This window comes from Amaricoccus macauensis (assembly GCF_049800915.1).
GTDB classification, from domain to species: domain Bacteria; phylum Pseudomonadota; class Alphaproteobacteria; order Rhodobacterales; family Rhodobacteraceae; genus Amaricoccus; species Amaricoccus macauensis_A.
Genome location: NZ_JBNAFY010000011.1, coordinates 43,598 through 64,729 on the forward strand (window position 1 = coordinate 43,598; position 21,132 = coordinate 64,729).

Annotated in this window: 19 protein-coding genes; 6 read left to right on the forward strand and 13 right to left on the reverse strand. The window is 62.2% G+C overall.

The genetic code is table 11. The features are described from left to right. Positions 1-26: 26 nt before the first annotated feature. The 7 genes from ACP15W_RS20355 to ACP15W_RS20385 form a co-directional block, all read right to left on the reverse strand. Complete coding sequence (locus tag ACP15W_RS20355) at positions 27-2,360, reverse strand: heavy metal translocating P-type ATPase (protein ID WP_424934725.1); 2,334 nt, start codon at positions 2,358-2,360, stop codon at positions 27-29. Between the two features lie 49 nt (positions 2,361-2,409). After that, positions 2,410-3,762, reverse strand: coding sequence for an APC family permease (locus tag ACP15W_RS20360; protein WP_010139851.1), 1,353 nt, complete (start codon positions 3,760-3,762; stop codon positions 2,410-2,412). After that, positions 3,762-4,433, reverse strand: a complete 672-nt coding sequence (locus ACP15W_RS20365; protein WP_018001745.1) for a TVP38/TMEM64 family protein — start codon at positions 4,431-4,433, stop codon at positions 3,762-3,764. The genes ACP15W_RS20360 and ACP15W_RS20365 overlap by 1 nt, the downstream gene beginning before the upstream one ends. A gap of 1 nt (position 4,434) precedes the next feature. Beyond that, positions 4,435-4,821: a DUF302 domain-containing protein gene (locus ACP15W_RS20370; protein WP_018001746.1), complete on the reverse strand. Its 387-nt coding sequence runs from the start codon at positions 4,819-4,821 to the stop codon at positions 4,435-4,437. Between the two features lie 16 nt (positions 4,822-4,837). After that, entirely contained in the window at positions 4,838-4,966 is a 129-nt protein-coding gene (locus tag ACP15W_RS20375; protein ID WP_018001747.1) for a hypothetical protein, read from the reverse strand. Between the two features lie 121 nt (positions 4,967-5,087). Beyond that, positions 5,088-6,632, reverse strand: coding sequence for a multicopper oxidase family protein (locus ACP15W_RS20380; protein WP_089849739.1), 1,545 nt, complete (start codon positions 6,630-6,632; stop codon positions 5,088-5,090). A 74-nt stretch (positions 6,633-6,706) separates the two neighbouring features. Continuing rightward, positions 6,707-7,102, reverse strand: coding sequence for a hypothetical protein (locus tag ACP15W_RS20385; RefSeq protein WP_010141886.1), 396 nt, complete (start codon positions 7,100-7,102; stop codon positions 6,707-6,709). A 172-nt stretch (positions 7,103-7,274) separates the two neighbouring features. Here ACP15W_RS20385 and ACP15W_RS20390 point away from each other — a divergent pair, with 172 nt between their 5' ends. Continuing rightward, a complete protein-coding gene (locus ACP15W_RS20390) occupies positions 7,275-7,631 on the forward strand; it encodes a c-type cytochrome (protein WP_224953406.1) in 357 nt (118 codons plus the stop codon). A gap of 276 nt (positions 7,632-7,907) precedes the next feature. On the opposite strand, the gene ACP15W_RS20395 is transcribed toward ACP15W_RS20390, so the two are convergent. Genes ACP15W_RS20395 through mobC form a run of 3 tightly spaced genes read right to left on the reverse strand, consistent with a single transcriptional unit; the run spans position 7,908 to position 12,778 of the window. Beyond that, on the reverse strand, positions 7,908-9,863 hold the full coding sequence (locus ACP15W_RS20395) for a type IV secretory system conjugative DNA transfer family protein (RefSeq protein ID WP_424934726.1): 1,956 nt from the start codon (positions 9,861-9,863) through the stop codon (positions 7,908-7,910). Then, a complete protein-coding gene (locus ACP15W_RS20400; protein WP_424934727.1) occupies positions 9,856-12,204 on the reverse strand; it encodes a relaxase/mobilization nuclease domain-containing protein in 2,349 nt (782 codons plus the stop codon). Before ACP15W_RS20400 ends, ACP15W_RS20395 begins: the two co-directional genes overlap by 8 nt. Next, positions 12,191-12,778, reverse strand: coding sequence for a plasmid mobilization relaxosome protein MobC (gene mobC / locus ACP15W_RS20405; RefSeq protein WP_424934728.1), 588 nt, complete (start codon positions 12,776-12,778; stop codon positions 12,191-12,193). Before mobC ends, ACP15W_RS20400 begins: the two co-directional genes overlap by 14 nt. Before the next feature lie 552 nt (positions 12,779-13,330). Here mobC and ACP15W_RS20410 point away from each other — a divergent pair. From ACP15W_RS20410 to ACP15W_RS20425, 4 genes are all read left to right on the forward strand, one after another. Then, positions 13,331-14,050 (forward strand): ParA family protein, encoded by a 720-nt coding sequence (locus ACP15W_RS20410; RefSeq protein WP_424934729.1) that lies wholly within the window; start codon positions 13,331-13,333, stop codon positions 14,048-14,050. 10 nt (positions 14,051-14,060) lie between these two features. Then, entirely contained in the window at positions 14,061-14,702 is a 642-nt protein-coding gene (locus ACP15W_RS20415) for a hypothetical protein (protein WP_424934730.1), read from the forward strand. Positions 14,703-14,863: 161 nt separating this feature from the next. Continuing rightward, positions 14,864-15,103: a hypothetical protein gene (locus tag ACP15W_RS20420; RefSeq protein WP_074646433.1), complete on the forward strand. Its 240-nt coding sequence runs from the start codon at positions 14,864-14,866 to the stop codon at positions 15,101-15,103. A gap of 120 nt (positions 15,104-15,223) precedes the next feature. Beyond that, a complete protein-coding gene (locus ACP15W_RS20425; protein ID WP_424934731.1) occupies positions 15,224-16,351 on the forward strand; it encodes a Fic family protein in 1,128 nt (375 codons plus the stop codon). 35 nt (positions 16,352-16,386) lie between these two features. Here the strand turns inward: ACP15W_RS20425 and ACP15W_RS20430 are convergent, their stop codons facing one another. From ACP15W_RS20430 to ACP15W_RS20440, 3 genes are read right to left on the reverse strand one after another with little or no spacing between them, the layout of a single operon-like run. Then, complete coding sequence (locus tag ACP15W_RS20430) at positions 16,387-17,103, reverse strand: hypothetical protein (RefSeq protein WP_424934732.1); 717 nt, start codon at positions 17,101-17,103, stop codon at positions 16,387-16,389. After that, positions 17,072-19,096: a BREX-3 system phosphatase PglZ gene (pglZ, locus tag ACP15W_RS20435; protein WP_424934733.1), complete on the reverse strand. Its 2,025-nt coding sequence runs from the start codon at positions 19,094-19,096 to the stop codon at positions 17,072-17,074. Before pglZ ends, ACP15W_RS20430 begins: the two co-directional genes overlap by 32 nt. Continuing rightward, the gene (locus ACP15W_RS20440; RefSeq protein ID WP_424934734.1) at positions 19,093-20,316 is read right to left on the reverse strand and encodes a helicase-related protein; all 1,224 of its coding nucleotides are present in this window, start codon (positions 20,314-20,316) and stop codon (positions 19,093-19,095) included. The genes pglZ and ACP15W_RS20440 overlap by 4 nt, the downstream gene beginning before the upstream one ends. A 78-nt stretch (positions 20,317-20,394) precedes the next feature. On the opposite strand from ACP15W_RS20440, the gene ACP15W_RS20445 reads away from it, so the two are divergent. Beyond that, a complete protein-coding gene (locus ACP15W_RS20445) occupies positions 20,395-21,078 on the forward strand; it encodes an IS6 family transposase (protein ID WP_424934706.1) in 684 nt (227 codons plus the stop codon). The last annotated feature ends 54 nt before the right edge of the window (positions 21,079-21,132 follow it).

Sequence of the window (21,132 nt, forward strand, 5' to 3'; positions counted from 1 at the left end):
TCTCCATGGGTTGAAGTCAGGTGCGCTCAGAGGTCGATCCGCCTGAGCCGCAGCGCATTGGTGATGACCGAGACCGACGAGAGGCTCATCGCCGCCGCCGCGATCATCGGCGAGAGCAGGAGGCCGGTCAGGGGATAGAGCACCCCCGCGGCGACGGGCACGCCTGCGGCGTTGTAGACGAAGGCGAAGAACAGGTTCTGCTTGATGTTCCTGAGCGTCGCGACGGCCAGTTTCCGCGCGCGGACAAGCCCCACGAGATCGCCGCGCATGAGCGTGATCCCGGCACTTTCCACGGCCACGTCGGCGCCGGTGCTCATGGCGATGCCGACGTCCGCGGCCGCGAGCGCAGGAGCGTCGTTCACGCCATCACCGGCCATGGCGACCGACTTGCCCTTGGCGCGCAGTTCCTCGACCAGCTTCTGCTTGTCCTCCGGCAGGACGCCGGCGCGGACCTCGTCGATGCCGAGCTTTGAGGCCACCGCCTCGGCCGTTCGCCGGTTGTCGCCGGTGGCCATGATGACGGTGAGACCCAGCGCGTGCAGATCGCGGATCGCCGCTTCGGTCGTCTCCTTGATCGGGTCCGCCACGGCGACGATCCCGGCGAGCGTGCCATCCACGGCGACGAACATCGCTGTCTTGCCGTCCGCGCGCAGCGTGTCGGCCTCTGCCTCGGCCTCGTCCGTCGACAGCCCGAGATCGGTCATCATCGCCGCATTGCCGAGCGCGACCCTGCGTCCCCCGACAGTGCCGTGGACCCCTTTGCCGGTGACCGCCTCGAAGTCCTCCGCAGTCTCGAGCGACAGGCTGCGGTCCTTCGCCCCGGCCACGATCGCTTCGGCGAGCGGATGCTCCGACCCGCGCTCGAGCGCAGCGGCAAGGCCGAGTACCTCCGCCTCGTCGCCATGAAGCGCCACCACATCGGTCAGTCGCGGCTTGCCCTCGGTCAACGTGCCGGTCTTGTCGACGATCACCGTATCGACCCGCGCCATGCGTTCCAGCGCCTCGGCATCCTTGATCAAGACGCCCGCCTGCGCGCCCCGGCCGGCGGCCGTGGTGATGGAGATCGGCGTGGCGAGCCCCAGTGCGCAGGGGCAGGCGATGATCAGGACCGAAACGGCCGAGGCGATCGCGAAGGCCAGCGCCGGTTCGGGCCCGGCCCAGAGCCAGACGCCGAAGGCGATGATGGCTATCACAACGACGGTCGGCACGAAAACCGAGGAGACCTTGTCCGCGAGTCCCTGGATCGGCGCCCGCGACCGCCGCGCCCCGGCGACCATCTCTACGATCTGCGACAGCACCGTGTCAGCGCCCACCTGCGTCGCGCGCACCGCCAGCGTGCCGTTCTTGTTGATCGTGCCGCCGGTGACGCGGTCGCCCTCGACTTTCTCCACCGGGACCGGTTCGCCCGTGATCATGCTCTCGTCGACCGACGACCGGCCCTCGACCACCTCGCCGTCCACCGGCACGCTGTCTCCGGGCCGGACCCTCAGAAGGTCGCCCTCGACGATGTTCTCGAGCGGTGCGTCGTATTCCGACCCGTCTGCCAAAATGCGCCGCGCGGTCTTGGGCGCGAGGTCCAGAAGCGCGCGGATCGCGTCGCCCGTCCGCTCCCGCGCGCGTAGCTCCAGCACCTGACCGACGAAGATAAGCGCCACGATGACAACGGCCGCCTCGTAGTACGTACCGACGCCGTGGCCCATCCGGTATTCGGCCGGGAACACGCCCGGCGCGAAGGTCGCGACCAGCGAGTAGAGATAGGCCGCGCCGACGCCGAGCGAGATCAGCGTCCACATGTTCGGCGAGACATTGCGGATCGAGTCGATCCCGCGCCGGAAGAACGGCAGCGCGGCCCAGAGGATCACCGGGGTCGCCAGCACGAACTCAGCATAGACCGAGAGGCGGTGCCCCATCCACCCACGCACGTCTAGCCCGACGAGTTCGCCCATGGTGATGATGATGAGCGGCACCGCCGCCGCCGCCGAGATCCACATGCGTCGCGTGAAATCGACGAGCTCGTGACTCGGTTCGTCCGAAGGCACCATGGGTTCCAGCGCCATGCCGCAGATCGGGCAGCTCCCCGGCTCGTCACGCACGATCTCGGGGTGCATCGGGCAGGTGTATTGCGTGCCGGGCTGGACCTTCTGTCCGGCCTTCTTCGCGTTGCCGGAGGCGTAGAAGTACGGATCGGCGTCGAATTTCTCCTGGCACCCGGCGGAGCAGAAGTGGAACGTCTCGCCGCCGTAGTCGCGCGTCCGCGCGCCCTCCTTGATCTCGACCTGCATCCCGCAGACTGGGTCGGTCGCGGTCTTTGCGCCGGTTTTGGTGTCGGAGGTAGCGTGATGGTGATGATGGTTGGCCATGGATTGATGTCCTTTCTGTCCCGGTGTGCGGCCTCCAGTCGTTGGAAGGTCAAGAGGTGGGCTCGTGTCTTTCTTCTTGTGCGGAATGGTGGCTGCCATGCGCCGGTTCGTGCGATGGCGGGTTGAGCGCGAGGAAGATGCGCTCGAACAGGAAAACGGCGGTCATGCCGGCGATCGCGATGACGACGATCAGCGGGTCGCTCTGCCATTTGAGCGCGGCGAAGGCCGCAAGGACCACCGCGTCCAGTCCGATCGCCGTCAGCAGGACCCATCCATGCGCGCCGATCTCCTCCCGCAGAGTCCGCCAGACACCCCAGTGGATCAGGATGTCCATCACGAGGTAGAAAAAGGCGCCAAGCGAGGCGATCCGGCTGAGGTCGAAGAAGATCGTCAGCGCGCTGGCGATCACCACCGTATAGACGAGCGTATGGTCGCGGATCGTGCCCGGCATACCGAAATGGCTGTGCGGGATCAGCTTCATGTCGGTCAGCATGGCCAGCATCCGCGACACAGCGAAGATGCTGGCGATCACGCCCGAGGCGGTCGCGACCAGTGCGAGCGCGACTGTCAGGTAGAAGCCGATCCGCCCGAGGGCGGGCTCGGCCGCTTCGGCGAGCGCGTAGTCCTTTGCCGCCACGATCCGATCGAGCGGCAGGCTGGCGCCGACGGCGAAGGCGACGAGAAGGTAGACGACGACACAGATCGCGATGGATATGATGATCGCTCGCCCGACGTTGCGGTGCGGGTCGGTGACCTCGGCGCCGCTGTTGGTGATCGTCGTGAAGCCCTTGAAGGCCAGGATCGCGAGCGCCACCGAGGCAAGGAAGCCCGCAACCGCACCGCCATCCGCGCCTTCCGCCGCCTCGAAAGAGAAGCCGCCGGCCCAGAGCGCGGCAATGCCGAAGGCCGCGATGCCGCCCACCTTGAGGACCGCCATGAGCTGCGACAGAAGACCCACGGAGCGGTTGCCTGCCGCATTCACGAGGTAGGCGAAGACGATGAGGCCCACGCCGATGGCAGGGACCAGCCAGCCCTCGGGCTTCAGATCGAGCCCCCGCAGGAGGTAGGTCGCAAATGTCCGCGCCACGAGGCTTTCGTTGATGACCATCGACAGCGCCATCAGCAGCGCGGCACCGGCCGCGACCGTCGTCGGACCGTAGGCCTTGGTCAGGATCATCCCGATCCCGCCCGCAGACGGCCAGGCGTTGGACATCTTGACGTAGGTATAGGCGCTGAATCCCGTCACCACGGCGCCAGCGACGAAGGCAAGGGGGAACAAGGGACCCGCAAGTTCTGCAATCTGCCCGGTCAGTGCGAGAATGCCCGCTCCGATCATCACGCCGGTTCCCATTGCCACTGTGTCGAAGAGCGACAGGCTGTTCTTCTGATACTGCTGGGCCATCACTTCTTCCTTTCTGCCTTCCCTCGCGTCGCGGCCCAGATCAGCGGCAGCCCGGTCACGAGGCCGAGACCGAGGACCGCCCATGTGGCCCGGCCAAGGTCACCGCTCACCGCCTCGCCGCCGAAATGCGCCAGCAGGAAGCTCGCCGGGATGATGCCGGCCAGTGTCGCCAGTGCGAAGCGCCAGGCATGCAGGCGGCTGAGCCCGGCGGCGTAGCTGATCATGTCGAAGGACACGAAGGGCATGAGACGGCTGGCGAACACCGTCGCCGTCAGGGCGGTCTGGGACCCCAGAAGCCCGGCATCGATCCTGTCCCCGAAGACGCGGCGGACCACGTCGTGCCCCAGAACCCGCGCAAGGCCGAAGGCGATCAACGCGCCAAGCTCGGCGCCGATCACGACCTGAACCGTGCCCCAGACATGTCCGTAGGCCGCACCCGCCGCCAGCGCGATCGGTGCGCTCGGGATCGGGCTGGCCACGACCGCGATTGTCATGAGCGTGACGACCAGCATCGGCCCCCAGAGACCCGCGCGCGCGACCAGCGCCTCCAGTCGCTCGGGCTCGAACCAGTCCCGGACCTCGGCAAGGGCCGAAGGCGCGATGAACCACACCCCGAGCAGGACGATCCCGAGGATCGCCAGACCAGTGAGAATGCCGGCGCGTAGGCTCATCTCAAACCGCCGCGACGGCCTTCGCCAGCAGGTCGCGGACCTGGCCTGCAACAGCGTGCAGCTCGGCGTTCTCGATGGCCTGCATGGACGCGACCGGGTCGATGGCGCCGACCTCCACGCCGCCCTCGACCTCCCGCAGGATGACGTTGCAGGGCAGCATTGCGCCCACCCGCGGCTCGATCCCGATGGCCTGCCAGGCCATCTTCGGGTTACAGGCGCCGAGGATGCGATAGGCCGGCATGTCGACGTCGAGCTTCTTTTTCATAGTCGCCTTGACGTCGATCTCGGTCAGAACGCCAAAACCGTGATCCGCCAGCGCCTTTCGTGCCCGAGCGTCGACGTCGTCGATACTTGCGTCGGGGATCATGCGATTGATCGTGTAGGTCATCGCGAAATCCTTTCTCCTATTTCCGAAGATACTTGATCAGCGCTGCTATGGCCAAAACCAGCAGCACAAGGATCAGCAGGCCGAACAGCCAGCCAAACCCCATACCCCAACCCATACCGGTGCCCATGTCGTTCCAGTTCATCATGTCGTCCTCCTGTTTTCCGGGCTGCGAGAGGCCCGTCTCTGCGGATCTCGCGAGAAGGTGGTGGAGCGAAACCGCAGCGATCGGGACGTCGGGGCGCTCGAAGCGAACGCCCCGCCTGCGGTCAGACCGAAGCCGATACCGCGAACTCGGTCATCATGCCGGTCGCCAGGTGCGGCATGTGATGGCAATGGAGCATCCAGCGCGCGGCTTCGCCCGCGTCCAGCGCCACGTCCACCATCGACATCGGCGGCACGTAGACCGTGTCGCGCAAGGCGCCTGCCACGCGGCGTCCGTTCAACCCGACGACCTGGAACACGTGGCCGTGCAGATGCATCGGGTGCCCCATCATCGACATGTTGTGAAAGGAGAGCACAACCCGCTCGCCTCTGCGCGCCGTGACCGGCTGGTGCTGGCCCCAGACGGCGCCGTTGATCGTCCAGACATAGGGCTGCATCGAGCCGCCCAGCATCAGCATCTGGCTGCGATCCACGGGGCGCTCCGGCAGGGCGTCCACCGCGATCAGCCGTGCTTCCTGCGCAAGATCGGTGTCGAACGCGGGCGCTTCAGCCTCCGCCACGGCATCGACGCGCCGCACCTCGGCACCGGGCGTGGCGAGGATCAGACCGGTGCGCTCCCTCGCCCCCTCGCGCAGCGCGAGGATCGGCCAGGCTCCGTTTTCGTTCGGCAGGTCGATCTCGAGATCGAGCCTCTGTCCCATGGCGAGCCCGAAACGGTTGCCGGAAAGCGGCTGCACCGCGTGACCGTCCGCCGCGACGAGGCGCGCCCCGGCCGCCCCGGTATCGATCCAGAACACCGTGGCCGCCGCGGCGTTGATGACGCGGAGCCGGATGCGACCGCCGCGCTCGACCTGCACCACGTCGGGGTCAGATAGCGTGCGATCGTTGGCGAGATAGGCGTCCCAGTCGTAGTCGTTCAGGTCCATGGCCATGCCGCCCATCTGGCCGCCCATGCCCATCATCCCGCCCATACCCGGCATCTGGTCCATTGGCATGCCGCCCATCGCGCCGTGATCCATGCCCGGCATGGCGCCCATGCCGCCCATGGGCGTCCCCTGCATGGGTTGAGCACCGCCGTGATGCGCGTGTGCGCCGTGGCCGCCGCCCGCGTGACCGCCGCTTATCTCGGCCAGAACCTCTTCCGGGGACTTGAACGAGAAGTCGTGCAGGAACATCACGACCTCCTGCCGGTCGGCGGCGACATCCTCGGCCGAGCGCACGATCAGCGGCGCGGCGAGCAGCTGCATCTCCTGGGTTGGCACATGGCTGTGCATCCAGTGCGTGCCGGGCCGCGCCTCGAAGTCGTAGGATCGGGTCTCGCCCGGCGCGAGCAGGGGCATCGGCATGTCGGGCACGCCGTCCTGCGCGTTGGGCGGGATCTGCCCATGCCAGTGTATGATCGTGCCGATGTCGAGATCGTTGGTCAGATCGACCCGGAACCGCTGTCCGGGATCGAGCACCAGTCCCTGGCCGCCGGAACCGGCAAGGCCGAAGACTGAAGCCGCGCGTCCGTCGATGTCGAGCGTGCGCGTGGCCGCGGCTAGGCGAAGTGAGTCAGGGGTTTGCGCAAGGGCAAACCGGGGCATGTGCGCAACTGCAACGGCGGCCGCGCTTGCGGCAAGAAAACCGCGTCGTGAAAGGGTGTTCATGGTCGTCTCCTCGGGACATTCCGTCCCGTACAAAAATGCCTATGGGGACGCCGCGGGCGTCGGCCCGGGCGCTATCAGAGGAGACGGAGCTTGGGAGGTCGTTCGTTCAGTCCTGGCATATGGCTGACGTGGACGGCCCCGGCGGGAGAGTCGTGGTCCGCGGGCTCGAAGGCGTGTCCGGTCTCCACCCCCGGCATCGCCAGGAAAACCGACAGACCTGTACAAACAAACTCGCAAATGGAGGCGTCGGTCGCTCCACAATGCTGGTTGCCGTCACAGGATGGATGAGCGTCGCCGGACGCGTGCATCATCGCACCAAGATGATCCGTATGGTCCAGCTGCATACCGCCCATTCGCGTAGCATGGGCTGCGCCGATCGTCGTAACCACGGCGATCGAGATTATGGCAAGTATGGAGAGGACTCGGGCGAACATGCCAGAAAGATAGACATTGCTCGCAAAAATGTCCATTGCCGCCGGCGATAGGTCTCTGGCTGATTCGGCCTCAGCGTGAAGGCGATAAATTACTAAAGCGATCGGGACCGAACACTTGAGAAGAGGCGTCCGAATAGCGGTGGCAGGTGTGACCGCTGGCGGCATTGTGATTGCGGGCTGGCACTATCGCAGTGCTTCAACCAGCGGTATCGCCTCGGTAGAGGTCGTCTCGCAAGGACGGCAGATCTATTCCGATCAATGCGCCGCATGCCACGGAACGGATCTCGAAGGCCAACCTGATTGGCGCTCGCCGCTTCCCTCGGGCCGGTTGCCGCCGCCTCCCCATGACGCCAGCGGTCACACCTGGCACCATCCCGACGATGTGTTGTTCCGCATCGTAAAGGAAGGCACGGCCGCGATCGTCGGCGGCGGCTACGAGAGCGACATGCCGGGGTTCGGAGGCGTTCTGAGCGACGCGGAAATCCGCGCGGTGCTAGCCTACATCAAGAGCACATGGCCAGAGGGCGAGCGGAACTATCAAGAAAGCATGTCACAGGGAAACTAGATGCTCCAAGTAGAGCTGATGCGGGGCATGGTCGCAACGTCAGTGGTGGGCGGAGCGTTTTGGGAAGCGATTCAGAAACAATAGTTTAACGTGGAGTTGGTTGGATATCGGGTCCATCCCGTCCTGCGGTCGCCAAGCAAATCGTTGTTGCAGGGAAACCTCGGATTTTTCGGGCAGATTGGACCGACTTCGCAACGCCCTGTGACGGCGATGTGCGATCCGTGTGCACGTCTCTGGGAGCCAGCATAATACCGCCAGAGAGGCGGCGGCCATTAGTCATCCATGCGCTTCAATGATCGCCCGCGTCGTTTGCACTGCCGCTGCCAGTTCTGATCTGCCTGCATGGTTGAGACCCATTCCTGCGAGATCGAGCGACAGCTGTCCCTGGCCACCTCCGCTTCCAGCAGCACGAGCCGCGCGGCCTCGAACCTTCGCTGCGCTGACAGGGTCAGTTTTCGCCGCGTTAGGCGCATTCGGGTCGACTTCCCGCGGTCCCGCAGCCGCCCGAACCTCCTGCAATTCCTGCTTCAGCTTCTCGACCGTCTCGCGAGTCTCGGACATCTGTCGGTCCCGCCGAAGGCCTTCCTCATCCGGATACGGGAAGCTTCCCGATTGACCGGCGTGCAGAACCTTCAACACCGGGTCCTCGAAATACTTCACCCTTCTTGCCCGGATCGGCATCTGCGCGTCGATCACAAGGATGACCTCGTCTAGGTCCATGCGCCGGGCCTCATCCTCGGTCAGAAGCGGGGTATCTTCTGTCCTTTCCGAGACGCTGCGCCCTTCGAATGGATTGCGTCCAACAGCACGGGAGCGGGTCACCACGCGCTTGGTCGTCTTGCCGACAGCCTGGCTCAATTCCTCGATGGTCTTCTGCTCGGACGGGGTAAGGTAGAGCTTTACCCCGGCGCCACCCTGAAGCGACCTGCGGGTGTTCTCACCATAGATCTCGTCCAGCGCGGGGATGGTCTGGGTCACGATGGCGAGGTTGCCGCCGAAGGAGCGCAGCGTCTTGATGCTTTCGGCGACGATCGGCATTTTCCCCAGCCGGTCGAACTCGTCGAGCATGATCATGGCCGGCCAAGGCTCGTCGTCTCCAGGTTCCTGAGCCTGCAGCGAGGCGATCAGGTCCGAGAAGAAGAGGCGGATCAGCGGAGCCAGCGGGCGGATCATCTCGGATTCAACCACAAGATAGATCGCATGTGGGCGGCGGCGGATATCCCGGAATGAGAAGTCAGAGGTCGCGGTGGCCGCGTCGATCGCGCGGTTGTCCCAGGTGTCGAGACCCGATGTCATCAGGAGGGAGAGGTAGGAAGTGAGGGTGTCGTTGTTGGTCGAAGCCATGCGCTCGAAGATCAGCTTGGCCGACTTGTTCTTCACCTCCTGCGTACGCTTCAGGTATTCCTTCTGCTTGTCGCCCCCCGAGGCTGTGATGCGGTAGATCTCGCCGATGGTCGGCACGCCGCGCTCGAAGGCCAGAAGACCGGCCGCCACGAACAAGTCGATACCGCCTGCCAGAAGCCCGCTCAGCTTTTCATTGTCGGTCTGCAGGAAGAGCTTAGCGGTGAGTTTCAGCTCCATCTGCTGCCGGTCGGGGTTGGTCATGGCAGCAATGCGCGCCAGCGGATTATAGCGATGTGTCGGTCGGTCCCAGTCGGTCGGCGCGAAGCGGAAAACCTTGTCCCCCATGCTGGCTCGGAAGCGCGAGGTCTCGCGGAAGTTCTCGCCTTTCACGTCGAGCACCACCGCGGAGCCCTTGTAGGTCAGCAGGTTCGGGATCACGAACCCCACGCCCTTGCCCCGGCCTGTCGGCGCCACGATCAGCGCGTGGGGGAAGGTTTTTGAGACTAGGAACGGGCGCTTGGATTTCGGGGAGCCGAGCTTGCCCAGAAGGAAGCCGCCGCCAGGCTTGGCAAAGAAACCGTTCCTCTTCATCTCGCTGCGAGTCTGCCAATGCGTCGTCCCGAAGCGGGTCAATGCATCCCCCAGAAGCGTGACGCTCAGCATCAGCGATGCCAGGCCGAAGCCGCCCAAGATGAGGTTCACCCAAAGGAAGTCTTTCGGTGCAGACTGAGACAGACCCCGATATTCGCGGGCAAGCAGGGTGACGTCGAAACGCGTGGGAGAAAGCCCATAGCGGAACATGACAAAGCCGGTCGCCACGACATAGCCCATGGCGAGACCGACCAGCACGAGGCTCAAAACTCCTAGGGCAATCTTGCCTTTATCCATGGGTGATCCCCTTCTCACCATGTGCCGCGGCGTGGCGCGCGCGCTGCGCCTCGATCTGCTCTTCGGCCAGAGCATCGAGAACGCGCTCCATGGCCGGGCCATGCGCGGTGACCTCACTGCTTTGAAGATAGGTCTTGGCGAGTTCCAGCTGGCGCTGCGGATCCTCGGTAAACTTGTCCAGGACGTCCGCATTTCCCGCCCGCAGCGCGTCGATTGCGTCAGGGCTTAGTCGCTCGTTTATCTGCTGCACGATGTCCTGCTGCTCTGACTCGGAGAGTGGGCCCTCGACGTCGGCGTTTCGCACAAAGGCCATGACGGTTGGCGCTGTCTCCTCCAGATACCGGCGCTCGGCGTAGTCCTGTCGCGCCTGGTCCTCGATCTCGAAACTGCGTTCGCTGATATAGGCACGCGACGCGCCGAGCGAACGAAGGTGATTGATTTCGTCCTGGACGGCCTGCCCGAACTCGTCATCCGGCATCTCCGTGCGATAACGGGCGAGGATGCGGAGCTCTTCGGTGATCGGACCGAGATGATCCGAAGGATCCCGCAAGGCGAGGTCCATGTCGCCAGCATGAAGCGTGCGGTCCTGCTCCGATACCGCATATTGCGGCGGCATTCGACTGTCAGTCATCTGTTCCCAAGCCATCGAGGCCAATTCGGCATGTTGCGGAGATCTCTGCGCATAGGCGTCGAACGCGACGCGGGCCTCTTCAACCTCCACGGCGCCGGCCCGCCTTACAGACGGGTCGTCGGAGAACGGATGATCGAAATCCGTCCGACGGAACTGCGCCACCAGCGCCCTGAACGCCTGCCGCTCCGATGGGGCAAAGATTTCGGGCCCGTCCTTCTCGAGATCACCCCCTGATGCCGCCAACCGCTCGCCGAGCGCTGGCTCAGCGTTGTCCACCTCGTCGATCTCGGTTGGCGCGCGAAGGACGCGTACGTCGGTCAGGACATCGCCCAACCGAACATGCACGGCTTCCAGCCGGTCGAGCGCTTCTTCCCGGTCCGCAGATTTCTCCAGATCGAGATCGCTTGCTTTGGCAATCCCCTGCAGATCCTGTGCCAGCCACTGGCGCTCCAATGCGGCATTGCCTGCCCCCTCCCGCAGGCGCGCGGCCACAGCCTCGGCATCGATGCCCGTGCCTTGCAACGCCTCGGCCAGCTTTGTTGCCACCTCTCCATCGTCAAGACGCGCGAGGTGTTCTTCACTTAAGTTCGGCCTTGCATAGATGCCGTCCCTGGATGGGGCATCGACCAGGGCGGCGGAGCGATCCCCGAGCGGGTTCAAATGCGCGACCGAGGCCAGAACGTCGGTCAGCTTGCGCTCGATCACCGGCCTCTCGGCCGCCGGCGCCCTGTCGATCGCCGCCTCGATCTGGCGAATGTTCTGAGAAAACTCGGAGATCAGCGTGTCGAACGCTGCTTCGTCTTGGGACATGTAGATGGCTCCGTCAGATTGAATCTGACCGCCACTGGCAAGGATGGTGCTGGCCCTCTCGAGCGCCTCGGACACGTCTTCGAAATTCGAACGGGACGCCTCCGCCGCGAGCCCGCGATAGATCAAAGCGTTGTGCCGGACGGTTTCCAGTGCGGCCGCCAAGTCAGCACCGGTTCTCTGGCGCTCGACTGGGGGACGACCTTCGTCGCGGGCCTTGTAGATTTCATCAATCTCGGCGCGGTAGGTCGTGACGCCGCGATCCAGACGCCGCGTCGCCTCAAGGCGGATCCCATGAACTTGGGCCGCCTCGACCATCGCCTCGCGAAAGGCGTCGTAGTTGAAGTGATGATCCTTCCCGAGAAAGAACATTTCGCCATCCTTGCTGCGGCGGTTCAGAACGATATGCGCATGTGGATGCGCGCGATCTTGGTGTATTGCAGCAATATAGTCGAATTGCGACCCCTCACCTTGAAAGAACTTCTCGCAGACCGCCTGGGTGATATCGCGCACCTCCTCGCCGCTGGTTCCAACCGGGAATGCCATCAGCAGATGCGACGTATGGCCAAGCTTGGGGCTGTAGCGCTCGTTCCACTGGTTCTCGAACCGCCGCGCCACTCGGTTGATCTCGGCTTCCGAGAGCTGCTTCTTCCCGTCATGGGTGCCGCGACTGTCGAGGATATGGGTCGACTTCGTCGTGAGATATGTGAGCTGCGCCCGTAGCTGCGCCCCGGTGTGGCAGCCCCCTTTCGAGATAGCCTTGAAGATCGCTGGCGAATAGCCGCGCGCGGCCCGAACCATCTGCGCGCCCTTGGAAAGCCCCTGCCAGGATCCCGAAACCCGGCTCCAGCCGCGGTCAAACAGCGCCGAGTCGATGCCACGGACCCGGTCACTCCGCGCCATTCTCATCCCTCTCGGCGAGGCCCGCCAGGGCAGAGCTGATCTCAAGGTCCAGCAGGCTGCGCCGCGCACGCGACATCTCCCGGACCTGGTCGGCCAGATCGAAGACCAGACCCGCAAGGGCGCGGACGTCACGGTGACTTGAGGCCGGGTAGGACAGTCTCTCGCCCCGCACCTTGGCCTCGTTCAGACGTCGCGCGATCTGGTTCACGTTGTTGCCGACCCGGTTGAGCGCGGCGCCGAGGCTGCGCAACTCGTCACACATCTCGTCGTCGGGCAGGAAGACACCTTCGGCCGCCAGCATCAGGCGGCGCATGGCATCCGAGCGGTGCGCAATCCCGCGCCGCGACAGCGCCGCGTCGAACCGGCGCAGGTCGTCGTCCGAGACCCGGATCCCCACAACCCGCGATCGGCTGCCGTTGGCTGTCTGACGCTCATCCCGGTGGTTCACCACGTTGTAGATCGTCTTCAGGCTGACATCGTAGCGCGCGGCCAACGACGCCGCGGAGACGCCGTTCCGGCGCTCCTGGGCGATGGTCGATCGCTCGATCTCTGACAGTCTGCGGCGGCGGGGCATTTTGAAGTTAACGTTCCTATTTCTTGCCAACTTCGTACAAGCCCGCCGACTCCCAACGCAAGTGGAGTCGGCTATAAGGGCTTGTACTCAATGTAGAAAATCGCCCTGCAGGGGCGATTTCCCGTCCTTTGTCAAATGGATCGCGCTTCGCGCTCATGGCACCACGCGATGCGGTCCCCGCATCGCGCATCGCGTCTTTCGCGCCCCGTCTCTTGCACCCCGCAAGACGGGTTTTGCCGCGTGCTAACCGTCTCGCGTCACCCGCAGAACGACATACGCGAGACTGCCTCCCGTCGTCTGGAGCGCGCTATCCGTCACCTGCATTCCGTCCGCAGCACATCGCCAAACGCATCCCGACATTTGGAGGGTGTGTGGTGCCCCGCGACGAATGCTGAAGGCACCACGGCAGACGTCGCACGGTCATCGCAAAACGCCGCCCGCAGCATGCCAGGCGCGGGTCGCATCCCGACTTCTGCTTGACCCCTCCGCCTCATGCGTTTAGCGACACTTTAGCATTATCGTTGCGATTCACTATTTTTGCGGAGGATCAGAATGCCGAACGAAAATCTTGTGGTGATCGCAGCGATGGCCCGGAAAGGGGGCAGTGGAAAAACGACGCTTTCGCGCGCCTTGATCAGCGCCGCGATCGCCGCCGGACGCAGAGTGATGTTGATCGACACGGACAGCACGAGAGTACTCGGGGCATGGCATGCTCGGGCGGAAGCCGGTGGGCTGAGTTCGCCGCTTCTCTGCTCGGCCACCGTCGAAAGCGTGGCGGGTGTCGAGGGTCAGATCGATCAGGTCTACATGGCAGGCACAGCAGACTTCATCTTCATCGATACCGCGGGGGTCGGTGCCGAATGGTCAGACGGCATCGCGGTGCTTGCGGACCACATTGTGACGCCCGTCATGCTGTCGACATCTGATTTCGATGTCGGAGCGCAGACGGCTGATTGGTTTGAGAAGCTGAAATCCCGTGTTGACGACCCCTCCAGCCTGCCGCGCCACCACGTCGTCCTCAACATGGTTGACCCGAAAACGACCCGTGCTGACGCCGCCCTAATTGAAGAAGCGCTCACCCGTTTTCCGGTGATTGAGACCGTCATGATGCGGCGGAACACTTACAAGGAGATGGACCAGAAGGGGCTTCTCCACGCCTTGGCGCTGGAAAAGCAAACCGATCCAAACCCTCTGATGCGTCCACATGTACGTCATGTCGTCGAGGCGCTCGAGGAGGCGACGGACATCCTCAACAATATTCTTGCTGCGTGAGGACAGTCGATTGCGCAAGAAGATCCCGACCATCACTAGGCCCGACCCAGCCTACGCCGCCACCCTGCAACAGGGTGACCGCGAGGTTCCCGGGAAGGAGGAAGAGGCACAGGTCACAGCAACAAAGACTGGGACCCCAGCCGCTGACGTTGACGCTGATCCGCACGAGTCAGAGCGTGTCCCGGAAGGTGCCGTGGCGCCGCACCAAGTCACCGCGGAAAGCTCTGACCCGCATACCAGCCTGAGAGCTCCCGTATCGGCGCGCGCTTTGAGCCCGACCCGGAAGATCGACATCAGGGTCAACGCACTCGAACGACAGGAAGCAGCGCTGGAGACTTGTGGTGTTGAGCCAGCACATGTGGTGCGTGCCGCCCTGCGCCGTGCAGTCAAAGGCTGGCAACTATCGCCGGTCTTCGCCCCAGTCGCGGAGGAGCGACGCACTCGAAACACGCAGTGGCAGGCCCGTACATCTCTGGCAGTCGATGCGGCCAGCCTGGGTGTCCTCCTCCGGGACCACGACCCCCTCGACGTCTTGAGTAAATGGGCTCTGATCCGCGGCCAAGTGGAACCACGCATATGGGGCGAGATCGACAAAATCTTGGAAGAAATTGCTGTTCCCGCTGCATCGCCGCATGAGCAGCACGCACCGTAAGAGACCTATCTGAAAAGATAACTTGCATTTCGCCGGTGGATTTTCGCCCAACGGCGGAAGCTCGCCTTGCAGTTGCGGAGAGCGTGGCGCTAATGAGCGTCATATAGAATTTCAGACCTCAGTGGTGATGAGTTACGAGGTCCATTTTGGAGGAACGCATTATGAACACGAAGCCCCGCCTGACTGGCGAACCGATCATGCGCATCCTCTGCAAGACATCTGAAAATCTGGTTGGCTACCTGTACCAATGGAACAATGGTGACGTGCAGCCTGCCTGGTTCGACGGCGCCATGGCGGACGTTCGCTATGAACCATTCTTTCAAGCGCCGGAACAAAACCCCGCCGATCCGAAGGCCCCCAGACCGCGTCAGCAAGGTCTGACGCACCTTGAAAAGGCATAGCTCAAGGCCTCGCGTCGGTTTGTGGGTCACCCCATCGCGCAGGTCCTTTGAGCGATAGAGTTGACTTCTATGCCTCAGAAGTGGTCTAGTTGTGAGTTATAGAAAGGATGTCTATAACTCATGGCTTGGAACTGGACGCTGCCTGATTGGCCGGATTTCCGGTATGACGCCTCCGCTCTGGAGCCGTTTGAGCAGACGTTCCTGCTGTCGTCCGGAGAAATCCTCGGCGCGGTCCATCATGTCAGCCAGCCGGAACGCGAGCAACTCCGCATCGAACTGCTCAGCGAGGAAGCGATGCAGACGAGCGCCATCGAGGGTGAAATCCTCGATCGGCTCAGTGTCCAGTCTTCGCTGCGCCGCCATCTGGGCCTCGATCCGGACAGCTACCCTGCCAAACCGCGCGAACAGGGCGTCGCGGAAATGATGGTCGATGTCTATTCCAGTTTTGCAGAGCCGCTGACCCATGAGACACTGTACCGCTGGCATCGGATGCTCCTGTCCCATGACCGTCGGTTGGAAATCATCGGGGCCTACCGACAACATGCCGAGGCGATGCAAATCGTTTCCGGCCGCCTTGACCGGCCGACGATCCATTTCGAAGCGCCGCACTCGGAGCGGGTCATGCCTGAGATGGAGCGATACGCGGATTGGTTCAACAAGACCGGGCCGGGGGGAGCAGAGCCGCTTCCAGCGCTGACGCGCGCAGGGCTAAGCCACCTCTATTTCGAGAGCATTCACCCATTCGAAGACGGCAACGGTCGCCTGGGTCGCGCCCTCGCTGAAAAGTCGCTGGCGCAGAACATTGGCCAGCCGACCCTCATCTCGCTCGCCTTCACCATCGAGAAGGAGCGCAAGGCATATTACGATCAACTCGAGCAGCATCAAAAAACGCTCGACGTGACCGATTGGCTCGTCTGGTTCGCAGAAGTTGTCTTGAAGGCCCAACAGGTAACACTCGACCGCGTCGGCTTCTTCATCAGCAAGGCACACTTCTACGATCGCCACAGAGACCACTTGAACGAACGCCAGGCCAAGGCCATCGCTCGAATGTTTCGGGAAGGCCCCGGCGGGTTCAAAGGCGGCCTCAGCGCCGACAACTATCTCAAGATCACCGGAACCTCACGCGCAACCGCAACCCGCGATCTGCAGGACCTGGTCGAGAAAGGTGCGCTCAGCCGAACTGGAGATCGACGCCATACGAGGTACTGGTTGAAGCTGAATCCACGGGCGTCGAACCAGCTACAATGATTGGCGTAGAAGTGAGGCAGCGCCAAAGGCGTTGCCTATTCTCTGAGCGAGACAGATTGGTTTCCGGCACTATCCGCGCGCAGGTCAAGATCAGACGCGGATGAGAGAACAAAGCCAAGATTGTCGCCAAGGCCAAAGGGAAAAATCACCGGTTGGGCCTCTAGCGTTCCGAGTCCGACAGGACGACCTACGGCTTCCAAAACGGCGGTTGTCATCCAACGTACGAGGTCCGATCCCTCCAACGCACAGGGTTTCTTCCGGGTTAGCGTCTTGCCATTGTCGCTTCGATCAAGCAGCGCCCAGTCTATCTGAGACTGCAGGACCATATTGGTCATCCGTCTGGTCCCCTCACGTTCGCCATAGATTTCTGCCATCCGACGATGCACTTCAGCGGTCGTGCAGTCGCCTTGAAGCGAGGTCAATCTGCCAACGATCTCGGCCACTTTGGCAAAGAAGGGATACGTCACGATAGCCATGCCCCATGTCAGGGCCGCCGGCGAGGTAGAGGGTGCCGATTGGAACAGTTCCACGCCGCGTTGCGCAAAAGGCTCCAGATCCTTTCGCGGCTCTAACCAAAGGCGGTTCAGTACAGTTCTGGTCTTCTTCCTAGCCGCAGGCCCTGAATGGGCTTCATCCAACAAATCATCGAGCTCGCTGATGTCAGCGAGACCGGCCCTTACTTCCAGCGCTTTTTTCGCCCACTCGAGGCGGATGAAGCGGTCAAATCCTATCTGAGGTGCTGTCGGTCGCATGTTCTTCTTTCTTCATTCTTATCTTCACAAACGGCACAACCAGTTCCTCTAACGCCATTCCTCCATGAGCAACGATCTTGTTCCCTCTTGGCACAAACGCGCCGCGTTGATTCGCGTAAACTGGCAAGAAGTCGGACGGAAGCCCTGGACCGCTAAACTGAAATGCATCGATATCGGGCGGGACGGATGCAGCAAGGTCCTCGCTGCGATAGGCCCTGACGCGCTCACCCTTCATCTCGGAGACAACGCCCTGGCTGAGCCGTCCAATGCCGTCGGCGTCAACATTGCCGTGGTCCGCAGTCAGGTAGATATGATAGCCGTGCTGAGCAAGCATGAGAAACAGCTTTTCAATGAAGCCAGTATCGCACCACTCGCGAATCTGGCCAGCAATCCCGCGTTTCCCAAGCATTGCTCCGTGGACAATTTCATCGACCATATCAACGACAAGGCCCGCAACCTTGGTCGTCGGCTTTGAAAGGACGTCCTCGAGTAGAGCCAATTGGTCGGAACGTTTGAGCCCCTTCTGGAAAACGACCTCTGGCTTCCGGAGGCCGTTTTCCTGCCAGAACTTCGTCCAGAGAGACGACTCTTGTGCCGTCGAATCCATTGAGCCTTGAAACTCCCGTGGCTTGAGGCCCGAAAAGAGCGCCTGGCGAGAGATTGACGTCAGAGTCGGCAGCCACGCAAAGCAGCCGCCCTCGTCGGCGGAAAAGTCGGGAAGCTTGGTCGACAGGTGGTCCCTGATCTGGGCCCACTGGTCCAATGCCAAACCATCAAAGACAAGAAGAGCAATTCGATCTTCGCCAAAACCCCTGCGCATCGCGAGATAGCGCGGCACGTGATGTACCATCACCGGCGCTTTTGCGACGGGTAGGGAGGGCAAGTCTGCGAAATGCTGAAGCACCCAATCCTTGAGGCGAGCATCGGCCTCTCTTTGCAAACTCTGGAGCTGCCCCTGCAGGTTATCTGCGTCCGCCGCTTTCAGTTCGTTGAAGCGGTAGATGAGTTCTCCAAGGCGGCGCGCCGCCTCTACCCAATCTCGATGCGACGCCCCCTCCGAGGGTAGACTCGCTGCGTTCCTTTTCGCTCCTTCCGACACCAAATGCGCAAGTGCCTGAGGGTCATCTATCAAACCAACCTGTATCCAATCGGGAAGGTGCTCAGGACGGACACTTGCCTCAATAGGCTGAAGGGCTCCCTCGAGGAACATGGTATCTATGAACACCCTTACGTCGGGGTGATCAAAGGGCACGTCATACGCATGACCTTCGACCGGCTCCTGATCCGTGCCGCGGGCATCAGGTTCAACGCCATATTTTGCGACGAAACGCGCCCAAGATTCCTGTATTGCGCGGAGCATAAAGGGTTTTGAGGCGAGCAGTTCACTAATCGGAAGACTTCCAAGAGATGAGTCCCGAAGAACGGTTGCGACATGGTCTGCAAATAGGCTGGGAAGGCCAGCCCCGCGATAGTGAAGCCGCAGAGCTTCTCGCCAGAAATCCTCCGGTCGATTCAGCAGATAAGGGCTAAGCCTGAAGATGTGCGTGAGGACAAAATTCTTGGTCTCAGCCTCACCGAGCAGCTGCGTCACATGCTTCTGGTAGGCTTGGAACAGCCCTTCATGGTGTTCAGAGTCGAGCTTGCGGACGACACCATAATTCAGATTGGGAAAAAGAGCAGCCAAGCTCAGGCTGACTTGTCGTGCTGCCCTAATGTAGTCCCAAGGGATGGAATTGATGTCCGCGCCCCGCCACTGCAGGATGAGCGCCTTCGCGGTACCTTTCTGACCCACATCCCATGCGGATCGATAACGCTCTTCATACTCGGTTCTAAACGAAACAGAATCTTCGAACGGGAGAACCTCAAATTCGCGTTCGCGAAGCCCAAGCAGAATGGTCTCATCCAAGAGCAGGCCATCCGGATCCAAGGCGATCCAGAAGCGAGACAGATCTGCGGGAAACTCCCGCAGGATACGATCAGCCCAAATACTCATCGTGCACCAGCCACCGTTTCGCCAATTCGCAACACGAGAAGGGCATTGAGATCGGGCGAGTAAGATGCCGCAGCATCGAGCTGCGCCATACGAGCTTCATGTTCTTTCTGCAGCCGCTTCCGTCGATAATCACGAACAGTCTGAAGCCCCACTCTGCCAATCGCCTGGTGTCGAGCTTCGAAAGCATAGAGTGCGCGTTCGCGTTCTTCCTCGATCCGGGCCTTGTGCTCTGTTACAAGATCGGAGAACACCCGCTCTCCTTGCGTGACCGCAGCCGCTTTCGATCTCTCGAACCAGTCGCGCGGCGCCTCGATCTGAGGCGCAGCAATCGGCTCGATCTGCTCCGTCAGAAGCACGTCCCAAATGCGTTTTGCCGTTGGTTGGAAGGCGCGCCCTTCATCATTGACGAAAACGGATAGGAAGCGGCGGCGGCTGAAGTCGTCAGCTGCCAGACTGACTTCCCAAAGCGACCAAACGCCTTTCACACTATCAGGCAGGCCTGTAATGCGGACAGCGGGGACGGGTTGACCGGCGATACAACGCGGAAGATCGGCAATCAAAGCCTGCGCTCTTGGATCTTCCAGCGTCACCCACTCTACTTCGGGCCGATCTCCCGCGGTGCGGGCATCAAAACACACCGAAGATGACTCTGTGCCATCGGCCCACCGTATCCGCCAGGTATCGCCTTCCTTCTTGGCTTCACCCCCCCGCGCAGGGAGGCCAGTTGTGATTGCCCGCTCCAGCCAAAACTGTGCCGGATGGTCTCGCCACTTGCGCGCATCATCGGCTTCTAGTTCATGTCCGTCGGCGAGCAGATCACTATTCTTCCGGTTCTCTGCCAAAGAGGATCGAAGCTGCGTCAGAACGGCATCGCATTCTGTTTCGATGGATGCCGGGTCTTGGATCCCCTGAACAAAGAGCTCGTCGAACAGTGGCTCCGCCTCGACCGAATCCATCACATCGGCAACTTTATCCACGCCGAATTCCTCGGCGATCACAGCGAGCTTTGTTTCGAGAACTTCGCGAACCCGATGTTCGACGGTGTCTTCGAGTACGAAATTGATGGCTCGCACAATATGCGGTTGCCCGATGCGATCCACGCGCCCAATACGCTGCTCGACCCTCATCGGGTTCCACGGCATGTCGAAGTTGATGATGACATGGCAGAATTGAAGATTGAGGCCCTCGCCGCCAGCGTCCGTCGAGAGGTTCTGTCGCAAACTTTTGTGGTGTCTTTCGCGCCGTCGACTGCGCGGCTATATCCGCCGCGGTGAAGGTCCGGAAAGCGCGTGGGCGGTATGATCGATTTCAAGGGCAGCCATTACCCGAGGGACGTGATCCTGTATGCCGTGTATTTCTACGTCCGCTATGCCGTCTCCTACCGCGATGTCGAGGAGATCCTGCTCGAGCGCGGGGTTCGGGCGGATCATTCCACTCTGAACCGCTGGGTGGTGAAATACGCACCCTTGGTCGCCGAAGAGGCGCAGAAGCGCAAGTCGGCCACCTGCCGGTCCTGGCGCATGGACGAGACCTATATCAAGGTGAAGGGCAAGTGGACCTATCATTACCGGGCCATCGACCGGGACGGCAAGACCCTTGATTTCATGCTCTCGGAGCGTCGTGACGAGGCCGCCGCTTCCGCCTTCTTCGCCCGAACGATCGAAGCCAACGGCTGGCCGGACAAGGTCGTCATCGACAAGAGCGGAGCGAACCTGGCGGGTCTTGAGACCATGAACATCCTGCTGATCCTGAGCGGCTGGTTCTGGCTGATCGAGGTTCTGCAGGTCAAATACCTCAACAACCTCATCGAACAGGATCACCGCTTCATCAAGAAGATCACCCGGCCGATGATGGGCTTCAAATCCTTCGCCGCGGCCCAGGCGACCCTGGCCGGGATCGAGACGGCTCACATGATCCGAAAGGGCCAGCTCGCCGCCAACGGTCAGACCGCCTTTCAGCAGTTCGTCGCTCTTGCAGGATAAGTGTGTCCAGACAAAGGCCTGCCCTCAACCACCACAAAAGTTTGCGACAGAACC

What these genes read in the sequence shown, in the direction of transcription:
- pglZ (WP_424934733.1), bottom strand. Translation starts at nt 19,096, where the DNA reads ATGAGTATTTGGGCTGATCGTATCCTGCGGGAGTTTCCCGCAGATCTG.
- ACP15W_RS20385 (WP_010141886.1), bottom strand. Translation starts at nt 7,102, where the DNA reads ATGGACATTTTTGCGAGCAATGTCTATCTTTCTGGCATGTTCGCCCGA.
- ACP15W_RS20425 (WP_424934731.1), top strand. Translation starts at nt 15,224, where the DNA reads ATGGCTTGGAACTGGACGCTGCCTGATTGGCCGGATTTCCGGTATGAC.
- ACP15W_RS20400 (WP_424934727.1), bottom strand. Translation starts at nt 12,204, where the DNA reads ATGGCGCGGAGTGACCGGGTCCGTGGCATCGACTCGGCGCTGTTTGAC.
- ACP15W_RS20365 (WP_018001745.1), bottom strand. Translation starts at nt 4,433, where the DNA reads ATGAGCCTACGCGCCGGCATTCTCACTGGTCTGGCGATCCTCGGGATC.
- ACP15W_RS20370 (WP_018001746.1), bottom strand. Translation starts at nt 4,821, where the DNA reads ATGACCTACACGATCAATCGCATGATCCCCGACGCAAGTATCGACGAC.
- ACP15W_RS20410 (WP_424934729.1), top strand. Translation starts at nt 13,331, where the DNA reads ATGCCGAACGAAAATCTTGTGGTGATCGCAGCGATGGCCCGGAAAGGG.
- ACP15W_RS20420 (WP_074646433.1), top strand. Translation starts at nt 14,864, where the DNA reads ATGAACACGAAGCCCCGCCTGACTGGCGAACCGATCATGCGCATCCTC.
- ACP15W_RS20430 (WP_424934732.1), bottom strand. Translation starts at nt 17,103, where the DNA reads ATGCGACCGACAGCACCTCAGATAGGATTTGACCGCTTCATCCGCCTC.
- ACP15W_RS20355 (WP_424934725.1), bottom strand. Translation starts at nt 2,360, where the DNA reads ATGGCCAACCATCATCACCATCACGCTACCTCCGACACCAAAACCGGC.
- ACP15W_RS20395 (WP_424934726.1), bottom strand. Translation starts at nt 9,863, where the DNA reads ATGGATAAAGGCAAGATTGCCCTAGGAGTTTTGAGCCTCGTGCTGGTC.
- ACP15W_RS20380 (WP_089849739.1), bottom strand. Translation starts at nt 6,632, where the DNA reads ATGAACACCCTTTCACGACGCGGTTTTCTTGCCGCAAGCGCGGCCGCC.
- ACP15W_RS20375 (WP_018001747.1), bottom strand. Translation starts at nt 4,966, where the DNA reads ATGATGAACTGGAACGACATGGGCACCGGTATGGGTTGGGGTATGGGG.
- ACP15W_RS20360 (WP_010139851.1), bottom strand. Translation starts at nt 3,762, where the DNA reads ATGGCCCAGCAGTATCAGAAGAACAGCCTGTCGCTCTTCGACACAGTG.
- ACP15W_RS20445 (WP_424934706.1), top strand. Translation starts at nt 20,395, where the DNA reads ATGATCGATTTCAAGGGCAGCCATTACCCGAGGGACGTGATCCTGTAT.
- mobC (WP_424934728.1), bottom strand. Translation starts at nt 12,778, where the DNA reads ATGCCCCGCCGCCGCAGACTGTCAGAGATCGAGCGATCGACCATCGCC.